General features: G+C 38.6%; 1 protein-coding gene. It reads left to right on the top strand.

Going from position 1 to position 1,398, the window contains the following annotated elements; genetic code table 11:
- Nucleotides 1–110: 110 nt before the first annotated feature.
- On the top strand, nt 111–1,349 hold the full coding sequence (locus DYY66_RS04515; protein ID WP_166286591.1) for a PQQ-binding-like beta-propeller repeat protein: 1,239 nt from the start codon (nt 111–113) through the stop codon (nt 1,347–1,349).
- Nucleotides 1,350–1,398: the final 49 nt, after the last annotated feature.

Genomic DNA, 1,398 nt, shown 5'->3' with positions numbered 1-1,398 from the left:
ATTTGGACTTCTATAATGTATACGAGTCTTCCAGGTTCCGACTGATTCATTAGTAATCCTCAAAAGATATGCACGCATAACTATGAAATACGAAAACACTGCAAATATCATTGGTTGCAATCGGAATTCTTGTTCTATCTATGATATCATATGCAGACGCTAGTTCTGTTTTCTTGTCTCCGTTAAAACAAATCAAATCAGGAATCATGATTCAGGATATTCAATGTATTGAAGGAATGCAACTAGTCTTAAAGGCAGAAGATAATTCCCCTGCATGTGTAACAGATACTACTGCACAAGTACTTGTCATGCGAGGGTGGGCAGTGAATCCATCAATACAAACTACAAATAATTCGATGAGTAAAGATGTGTTTAACAGATCTGGTAATATTCTAATTTCAGATCAGTTCAATAATCGAGTCGTAGAAGTAAATCCGTCTACTAAAAATATCGTATGGAGTTTTGGTTCTGGAAATGCTACGCTTTGCAATCCTGGACCTGGATCAGTCATAGGAACAAATGATGCGGAAAGACTCTCTGATGGATTGACGCTTATAGCGGGAACAGGTTTGCCAGCAGGTGCATCAGGATTGATGCCAAAGGGATGTGTAGACAATCGTGTCATAGTAGTAAACCAAACCGGTCAAATCGTATGGCAATACGGACAAGCTGGAGTCGCAGGCTCTGGTTCCAACATGTTGAGTGCTCCAGTATTTGCAATCCAACTACCTAATCATGATTTCCTAATAACAGATCAAGGAAATAATAGAATCATCGAAGTGAACAAAACAAAACAAATAGTATGGTCTTATGGTCCAACATCAGGACCTGGAGCACTGAATAATCCTAACAGTGCAGAATTACTTCCAAATGATAATATCTTGATTGCAGATGAAAACAATAATCGTACCATTGAGATTACACGGGATGGCAATATAGCATGGCAATACAATGACACAGGACTACAAACAGTTGCATTTGCAAGCAGACTCCCGAACAATAATACATTAATTGTTGACTCTGGTCATAGCCGCATACTAGAAGTAAACATGCAAAAAGACACGGTCTTTCAATATTTCACTAACAATACATCCAAAAGTAATCCATCACCTTTACCTTCAAATGCAGTTAGGCTTGCCAATGAAGAAACCATTATTTCAGATCAGATTAATGAACGTGTTATAATTATTGATTCCAAAGGAAACACCGTATTTCAATATGGACGCACAAACCTACCAGGTGCGGGACCTAACGAACTGAACTGGCCTTACACTGCATTTGTAATAGGGGATTATACAGGCCAGACTCCTCCACCTCCAAAATTCGATTCAACCTCTGTCATGCCTTAGTAGCAGATAGAACAATGTGAATCAATATAGGTCAAAATGAAAACACTTG

Origin of the sequence: Candidatus Nitrosotalea sp. FS (assembly GCF_011319475.1) — an archaeon.
Taxonomy (GTDB): domain Archaea; phylum Thermoproteota; class Nitrososphaeria; order Nitrososphaerales; family Nitrosopumilaceae; genus Nitrosotalea.
The sequence above is the reverse complement of the archived record's forward strand: the minus strand, read 5'-3'. Positions and strand labels throughout refer to the sequence as shown.